3 protein-coding genes and 6 pseudogenes are annotated in these 8257 nt (G+C 63.5%); 4 read left to right on the top strand and 5 right to left on the bottom strand.

Going from position 1 to position 8257, the window contains the following annotated elements; all coding sequences use genetic code 11:
• Nucleotides 1-586: pseudogene (locus tag ACZ50K_RS37505) on the top strand (IS3 family transposase); the annotation flags it as partial.
• A gap of 12 nt (nucleotides 587-598) precedes the next feature.
• Here the strand turns inward: ACZ50K_RS37505 and ACZ50K_RS37500 are convergent.
• From ACZ50K_RS37500 to ACZ50K_RS37490, 3 genes and pseudogenes are all read right to left on the bottom strand, one after another.
• A pseudogene (locus ACZ50K_RS37500) lies at nucleotides 599-1943 on the bottom strand (IS30 family transposase).
• Between the two features lie 373 nt (nucleotides 1944-2316).
• Nucleotides 2317-3195, bottom strand: a pseudogene (locus tag ACZ50K_RS37495) (L,D-transpeptidase); the annotation flags it as partial.
• A 487-nt stretch (nucleotides 3196-3682) separates the two neighbouring features.
• Nucleotides 3683-4897, bottom strand: a complete 1215-nt coding sequence (locus tag ACZ50K_RS37490) for an N-acetylmuramoyl-L-alanine amidase (protein ID WP_468911913.1) — start codon at nucleotides 4895-4897, stop codon at nucleotides 3683-3685.
• 399 nt (nucleotides 4898-5296) lie between these two features.
• Between ACZ50K_RS37490 and ACZ50K_RS37485 the strand changes: the two are divergent.
• The 3 pseudogenes from ACZ50K_RS37485 to ACZ50K_RS37475 form a co-directional block, all read left to right on the top strand.
• A pseudogene (locus ACZ50K_RS37485) lies at nucleotides 5297-5386 on the top strand (IS5/IS1182 family transposase); the annotation flags it as partial.
• A gap of 360 nt (nucleotides 5387-5746) precedes the next feature.
• Nucleotides 5747-5910 (top strand): annotated as a pseudogene (locus ACZ50K_RS37480) (IS30 family transposase); the annotation flags it as partial.
• A 4-nt stretch (nucleotides 5911-5914) separates the two neighbouring features.
• Nucleotides 5915-6218 (top strand): annotated as a pseudogene (locus ACZ50K_RS37475) (integrase core domain-containing protein); the annotation flags it as partial.
• 99 nt (nucleotides 6219-6317) lie between these two features.
• Here ACZ50K_RS37475 and ACZ50K_RS37470 read toward each other — a convergent pair.
• Both ACZ50K_RS37470 and ACZ50K_RS37465 read right to left on the bottom strand, forming a co-directional pair.
• On the bottom strand, nucleotides 6318-6866 hold the full coding sequence (locus tag ACZ50K_RS37470; protein ID WP_468911911.1) for a hypothetical protein: 549 nt from the start codon (nucleotides 6864-6866) through the stop codon (nucleotides 6318-6320).
• A gap of 60 nt (nucleotides 6867-6926) precedes the next feature.
• Nucleotides 6927-7478: a hypothetical protein gene (locus ACZ50K_RS37465; RefSeq protein ID WP_468911909.1), complete on the bottom strand. Its 552-nt coding sequence runs from the start codon at nucleotides 7476-7478 to the stop codon at nucleotides 6927-6929.
• Between the last annotated feature and the right edge of the window lie 779 nt (nucleotides 7479-8257).

The raw sequence follows: 8257 nt of genomic DNA, 5'->3' as shown, positions 1-8257 counted from the left end.
CCAGTTCGTCGCCGACCACCAGCGCCGTCACGGCGTGAAGCGGCTGTGCGACATCCTGGGCATCGCCCGCTCCAGCTTCTCCTACTGGCGCCGGACGTGCGGACCGGGCGGGCCGGCAAGCGGCCGACGCCCGCCTCGCCGCCCGGATTCGGGCCGTGCACCGGGAATCGGACGGCACCTACGGGGCCCCGCGGATCACCGCAGAGCTCCGTGAGGGAACGGTGAGGCCGTCAACCACAAGCGTGTCGCCAGGATCATGAGGGTGTCCGGGATCCAAGGGGTCCGTCTGCGCCGCCGGCACCGCACCACCGTTCCCGACCCGGCGGCGGCCAAGGCGCCGGACTTGATCGGCCGCGACTTCACCGCCGAATACCCGGACATGAAGTACGTCGGCGACATCACCTGCCTGCCCATCGACGGCGGGAAGTTCTGCTATCTCGCGACCGTGATCGACCTTGCCTCACGTCGTCTGGCCGGGTGGGCGATTGCCGATCACATGCGCGCGGACCTCGTCACCGACGCCCTGGCGGCAGCGGTCCGCACCCGCGGCAGTCTCGCCGGATCGATCATGCACACCGACCACGGACCCAGCTTGGACTCAACCGGTCGTCGCAACACCGGCTTCCTGGAGCGATAGTAGGTGCTCGTTGAGGGCTTCCGCTGGTGTCTTCCAACCGAGGGTTTTGCGGGGCCTGGTGTTGAGGGCGTGTGCAACAGCTTCGAGGTCGTCCGGCTGCTAGCGGGAAAGGTCCGTTCCCTTCGGAAAGTACTGACGCAGCAGGCCGTTCGTGTTCTCGTTGGTGCCCCGCTGCCAAGGGCTGTGGGGATCGGCGAAGTAGATCTGGAGCCCGGGTTCGACGCGAAGCTGGGCGTGCTGGGCCAGTTCGGTGCCCCGGTCCCAGGTCAGCGACCTGCGTAGTTGCCCGGGCAACGTGGTGATGGTGGCGGTGATCGCGTCCTTCACGGCCGCGGCGCCGCGGCCGGCGAGCGCGGGTCCATTCTTGGTGCGTGGTTCGGTGCCGAAGCCCTCCATCCGGGGCAGGTGCAGCAGCATCGTGAACCGCGTGCTGCGTTCGGCCAGCGTCCCGATCGCGGACCGGCCGGTCCCGATGATCAGATCGCCCTCCCAGTGTCCCGGGACGGCGCGGTCCTCGGCCTCGGCGAGCCGCTCGCTGATCAACACGTCGGCGGTGACATGCCCGCGGACACTCTGTCTGGTGCGCTCCCGCGGGACACGCAGTGACCGTCCGGTGCGCAGGCAGGCGACCAGCTCGCGTTTGAGCGCGCCGCGTCCCTGGACATAAAGGGCCTGGTAGATCGCCTCGTGTGAGATGCGCATGGACTCATCGTCGGGGAAGTCCACCTCGAGCCGCCGCGATATCTGCTCCGGACTCCAGGCCGTCGCCCAGCGCCGGTCCTGACGGCGGGGCTTGTTCCTGCCCTGCCACGGTGGCACCTGCGGTCCCGCGACGGCCGGCCGGCCGTGGCGTGGACGATGGTCCCGGCCAGCCGGTCCTGGACGTACTCGCGCAGGTGGTCGTGGGCCACCAGCTTCGCCCTCTTCGGCCGCTGGGCCCGCCGCTCTGCGTGCCACTGCGCCAGCGAGGCCCGGTATTCCAGGTGGTAGCTCCGCGTCGAGGCATTGCGCCGCAGCTCCCGCGAGATCGTCGAGGGCGAGCGCCCCAGACACCGTGCGATCGCACGGACCCCGAGGTTCCGGGCACGCAACAGCGCGATCTCCTCCCGCTCGGCGAACGACAAGTAGCGGCCGGAGCAAGGCACGGATTCACCCCGCCAGCATGACGAAACCACCGGGACCCCACCGCAGGCGAAACCTCGATCACGGCCGCTGCATCCACCGAACTCAGCCCCCGCGCGATCGCCGCCCAGAACCTGACCCAGTCCTCACGCCACGCAACACCCGGCCGCCCCGGCGAGGGCATCTGCCCCCGATACTCCCGCACCGCCCCTGCCGAATCCCCACACCCACCGCAAACCTCCAGCTCACACAGGTGTTGCGAGGACCGATTGAATCCGCCCCCTCGACATGCCCGGTAAGGTCGCGACTTGCTACGGGACGCCGACCTGGAGGCCGCCGAGCGGGCGGCCCTCGATCAGAAGGTGGTCGTGCGGCGCGGCCAGGGGTACCTCTTACGCGTCACCGCGGTCCAGGCAAGGGCGACCGCGAGTACGTGAACGGCGTCAACGCCCTCGGGGCCAAAAGCCCGTAGCAAGCCGCTGGCTTCAAGATCATCGAACGGCGGCGATTGGGCTCGCCTACCGATACTGGATCCGCTGTCCGGACGGAACCTCAGGCTATGCGGCGGAGCCCTTGAGCCAGATGTTCCAGGGCATGTTCCAGTCGCTGAGGCCGTTGTCGGGCTGGATGCTCTTGTCGGCGGAGTGCTTGACCGTGACGACGTCCCCGATGATGGAGTTGTCGTAGAACCAGGCCGCAGGGGTGCTGGGGTCCTTGCCTCCCATGAGGTCGCTCAGCCCGACGCAGCCGTGGGTGGTGTTTTCCTTCCCGAAGACCTTCTTATCGGCCCAATAGTTGCCGTGCAGGAAAGTGCCCGAGGCGCTGAGCCGCATCGCGTGCGGCACGTCGGGGATGTCGTACGCGGGCTTGCCGTCCTTGTCGGTGAAGCCGACCGTGGAGCCGTTCATCCGCATCTCGTCGTGCTTCTCCGAGATCACCATCTGTCCGTTGTAGGTGGGGCTGTCGGGCGCGCCGGCGGATATCGGGATGGTTTTGACGGTCCTGCCGTCGCGGACCACGGTCATCGTCCTAGTCTTGGCGTCAACAGTGGAGACCTGTGAGCGGCCGATGTGAAAGCGGACCATGTTGTTATGCACGCCGGTGATGCCTTCACCGCCCCAGACGCCGTCCAGGGCGAGCTTCACCGTGACGTCGGAGTCCGGCTTCCAGTAGTGCTGGGGACGGAAGTCCAGGCGGGTCGGGCTGAACCAGTGCCCGACGATCTTCTGGTCGCGGGTGGAGCTGACCTGGATCGCCGACTGCACGGCCTTCCTGTCCGCGACGGGCTTGTCAAAGTTGATCGACACCGGCATGCCGACACCGACGGTGGAAGCGTCCTCGGGAGTGACGACAATCTCGGGTTTCGAGGTTTCCCGCGATGCGGGCGCCGACGCGGTCTCCGGGCTCGCCGACGGCTTCTGATCGTCAGCGGGAGCTGCGTGCGCCGTCACCGGCAGAGCCACTGCAGCTGTCGCCATTGTGGCGACCAGAACAGCGAGACGGAATCTTTGCTTCATTTTTTCTCCTCGGTCAACTTAGTCGTCGGAGTCATGCCTCCTGGAGTGGCGTAGCAGCGATCAAAGGCAAAGCCGCAGGTCATACCGGAATCGACAGGCGTTGGCAGCCCCCTCGGACTGACAGCCCGTCAGCCTGGAGCGTCGTCACTGACAACTGCCGGCCTTCGTTCAAGGACGACGTCGAGGTCACTCCCGCGAAGACCGCTGTCACACCACTCGGAGGGACACCGTCGTCGGCCTCGCGCCTGTGAGACACGGCCACGGTGCGAGCAAGGAAGACGGCCCAGGTCTGCCGTACCCATTCGACTGCCTGCCGCCGGGGCGGAGAGGGGGAGTGCGGTGCGGGTTGGCAGGGCGCAGAACTCTCCTGCCCACATGCCAGGGCTCGCGGGCCCCGGGCGGCTTTCTAGCTAAGCCGTTCGGCTACTTGCTTGCGCAGGTCGGGGACGATTTCGTAAAGCTTGCCGCCGGGACAGGCAGTGACGTTCACGTCCTTGTGGCTGGAGATCACGGGGACGTCGAGCACGGTGCCTACCGGGTGCGGGTTGGTGCCGCCTCCGCCGGCCGAGACGAGCTGTGTGGCCCCCTCCGGGTCCAGCTTGTACTGGCCGCCCTTCCAGGCGAGGAGGTCGGCGAGGCTCTTGACCATGGCGTCACTGGGCTTGGGGTCGGGGCCGGTGTCCTCGCCGCCCTCGCTGTTGTTTGGTTCGAAGTTGCCGAGCGTCGCGACACCGAAGGTGTTGGTGTTGAAGCCAGCCGCGTGGCCGCCGAGGATGCCGGGAATCGCGGTGCCAGGCTGCATTTCAATGGAGCCCTTGCGGCCTTCCCAGATGCCCCCGAACCGGTCGACGATGAAGTGGTACGGGAAGTCGCCATACCCTAGGTTCTTGATGTGGTGAACGTAGATTCCGTTGATGATCTGCGGCACCTGCTCCTGGGTGTAGGAGTTGTTCCCCGTCACGGTGTGGTGGACCAGGGCCGCCTTGATGGAAGGCTGCGTCTTGTACCCAGGGTCGGCCAGGTTCTCGTCCGCGCCCCAGTCCTTTCGCAGGTTCACATCCGGCTGCCCAGCCTGTGTCGACTGCGGCTGACGAGCCGGGGATGAGGCGGCGGAGCTCTGGGCCGGATCGATGAAAGACAGTCGCAGGTCCTGCGGCAGACTGCCTGTCGGCGAGGTGAAGCGAACCTCCACACCGTCCGCATCCTGCGTGTAGAAGGCCGGGGCGCCAGCCCGCTTCGCTTCCTCGGCAACGCCCTCGTCCAGCTCAAGGGGAATGTCCCGCCACGACTCCCAGGCGCCGTTGCGGTGGATCCGGGTTTTGGCGGTGAGGCCCTTGTCGATGGCGGACTCCTTATTCCAGCTCAGTCCGATCGACGAGAATCGCTTCCCGGTGATCTCACCGGTGGAGAACACCTTCTCGCTCTGCGCCGCAGTCTTCGCAGACAAGGTGCTGGACGGCTTGCCGTTGCGGTCGGTGAGCGTGGCATCTTGGGCCTGAGAGGAGTCATCCGCCTGCACCTCGACCGCCGTCGCCGCGGTGCTGGTACCTGCGGCGGCCAGAGGTGCAGTCAGCGAGATCACGCCGAGTGCGATTGCGGGGAGCTTCTTGCGAATGGTCATGGAATTCCTTGTGCCGCGGCCTTACCCCAAGCCAAAGCACGAGGTGGCGCGCACGTCTAGCCGGCCAGTGTCCACGCCAGGCTTGCATTCCTGAGAGTCTCACCTCCTCAGGTGAACGGTGGGTTCATCGGGTGAAGGCCTACTCCCCCAATCGGCATCCGCCCGCCTGATCATCGAATCTCTGAACACACTTCGCCCCGGCGATCCAACCCATCGAGGGACGGCGCATCTCCGTTCTCTCCGTGTCTGGCCCGAGGTCGTGGAACAGCGGCTGCCCGTACCTTGAGCCTATTCAACTTGGCCACTGATCGGGTGACGGGGCGGTGGTCCTGATACGGGCAGAGCCCCCAGGCTGTTGGGCAAGGTGTCTATGCTCAACTCTGCAGCCTGGGATCTTTGTTGATTCCCTATCGTGCCGTAATGGACGTCCCACACGCACTCGTGGAGTGGGTGACGATGCTGATCGCCACCCGGGAGGGTGACCGCCGGTGAGGTTTCCCCGTGATCTTGGGCACTCATTCGTCATGCCGCGAGGGCGTGCTGATGCCGTTGCCTGGTCTCGGCCGGGGTGAGGTAGCCGAAGATCTTGTGCTTGCGTAGGCGGCGGCGGTTGTAGAAGGTCTCCCGTGAGGCGCAACGCCGACTCGCCGATCACGTCTGGCGCACCATGATGGCCGACGAGCGCCGACGAACACGGATGACGGGCCCAGGAGGACAGACGGGGGCGACTACAGAATCCAGCGCGGCCGGCCCAACCCCGACGGCCGACTCTTGGGACAAGTCACTTCCTGGACCCGCCGGAAGCGAGCCTACGCCACCGCCCCATACGGCTTGACAAACACAGAGGCACCGAAAGCCACAGACCTCTCTCGGTGGTCCGCCGAAGACCTCGAGCCGTCGCATACGCACTCAACAATCGACCCCGCAAGATCCTTGGCTGGAAGACACCCGCCGAAGTCTTCGAAGAGCAACTACGCTCACTTCAAAAACCCGGTGTTGCATCGATCGGTTGAACTCGCCCAATACACGAGCAGGGCATTCGCCGAAGCATGCAGGTCAGCAGGGGTCCGGCACAGCATGGGGCGCGGTCGGCTCCGGCGCGGACAACGCCGCTGCGGAAGGCTTCAACGCCGCCTCGGAGAGGGAGACGCTCAAAGGGCGCAAAGTCTGGTCGAGCGAGCGTGAAGCCAGACTCGACGCCTTCCGCTGGCTGACCCGATACAACACCCGGCGTCGGCACTCGCGCCTCGGCCAGCGATCCCCGATCGCCTACGAGAACGCCCTCCAAACAGCAGCGACTACCCTGGCTCAGGCCGCATAGATGTGTCCAAAATCCGGGGCCAAGGCCCGAACGCACGACGGTCTACCGACTCCGTCGGCAGACCGTCAAGAAAGATCGAGGCTAAAAACCGTCCGAATTTCAAGAAGAGCGGTTCGAGAGATTTACCAGATAAGGCCTGATGGATACATCCATCCCGGATAGATAGCTATGCAGAGGCAGTTTCATCGCGTCCCTCCCAAATCTCTCACAAATCCACATGGCCTCCTTCCAAGCACGCGCCACTCCCCGGACATCCACCTTGTCGGCCGAAGCATACATATTGAGGTTGATGTTCTTGAGATTTTCGGCCCGCCAGCGGGCCATGATCTGCACATAGCTGTCAAGATAACGGCGGTAAGCCTTCTTCGCCTCCTCCGCATTTTCATACTTCGGAAATTCGGAGTTCTTCATTATGTATCCGAGAATTTCGGCGGCGTCACCCAGGGGGGTCAGGGACAGAGCGTTGAAATGCTCCTTTGACTCCGGCCTGGCCTGCCATTCAATCAGGTCCTTGCACAGATTTCTTTCAGAGAACTGACTCTGGTAGAACTTGCGCCCTTCCCTCTTCACCTGCCGCAGCCTGACGATCTTCGCCGCGATTTCACGCATTTCACTGTCCGAGAGGATCATCTGATGGGGAGTTGACACTGCTACTTCCTCACACTAATTTCGAAAGAATTACCGGAATGCTTCACGGGGATTTTTCCGTCAGGCCTTGAGCCTTGCATCGATAGCTTTGCCTGCAAAACTGATTGCCTGTGCCATCATTTCCTCCTTCTCTTTTGATGTCGCATCATCAAATAGAGAGAGGGCTTTTCCGTAGATAATGTAAGCATGGGCGTTCACGATGTCAGACTGAACTCCCTGGGTGCGCCCACCATTTCCTGATCCGACCGCCGAACCCTCTTGGGGAAGATGCGCGTTGACATCGGCCGCCGTCGCGTTCCAGTCACTGCCCCGCCCCGGACAGCTGAGCCAGACGCCAAGGTCCGTATCCCAAGTGAATAGCGCCCCGCGTTCGTCGTAACGCGCAGTCAGCTCGTTCTTCAGGCGCGCAAGCAAGCGGGCATCCTCCAGGCCAAGGTGCTCGCCCAGATCACGGCAGAGCTCGCCGAGGGCTCCTTCGAGTTCGGTCGCATTGTTGCTGAATATCTGCCGCAGATCGTCGACCTCGCGGGCATCGACGACCAGGGAGGCGATGTTTTGGATCTCCCCCAGAGGGATGAAAAGTTCATGTTCGTACTTCTGCCAGTCTATCATTCGAATTCCTTAAGAAGGTCTTACGCGTGTTCGGTCTAGCGCCCGCATCAGTGCCGCTAGGGGTTTTCAGTCAATCTTCTTGACAGCCAGGAATTGGATCTAGAATATTCTGCCTCTGTCGGCGTGAGCTCTTCGACAAGGCCATTAGGATGGGGGATGGCCCTTGGTGACCTTGACCACGCGGGACTGGAGAAGCCGCCGGGTCTTCGCCTCCACATAGATCGATTCGGATTCGACGGCTCGTTTGACGAAGCTCAGATTAATATGCTTCGCCGCTTCAGCGTGATTCTCTCTCGCCTCCGCCCAGCGCCATCGCATCTTTCCCATATTCGAGAAATCGAAATTACCTGAAAGAGTCACCCCAGGGAATAAGGCGCAATGATTCCAAAGGAGTTCACAAGGAACGTATCCGTACCGCCGATACTCTCCTTCGCCTTAGACATGCACCCACGCGATCAGCTAGCGCAGACATTGGATACGCCGAACAGCTTCTCTGAGGAATCATCGGGGTTCAAACCTCGAAAAGATTCACTTTCCGCTCCTTGTGGGCTCTCGGACACTAACAGTATGTGCATTCCCTTGTTGACTTACCCCTGGCGGAAGGTTAAGAAATGGGGTCTTCTCGGGTGATGGGTGAAGCCGTGCTCTATTGATCAGAAACTCATGGGGTTCTCGTCCAGGACGAGCGGACATGTGGGCCGCCGAAGCCGTGGACGATGTGCGGCTGACGCTGGCGTCTGCGGAAGAAGCGGCGGGTCTCCGCGGCGAGTTCGGCCTGG

It is taken from the genome of Streptomyces sp. NPDC033845 (genome assembly GCF_055576225.1).
The sequence above is the reverse complement of the archived record's forward strand: the minus strand, read 5'-3'. Positions and strand labels throughout refer to the sequence as shown.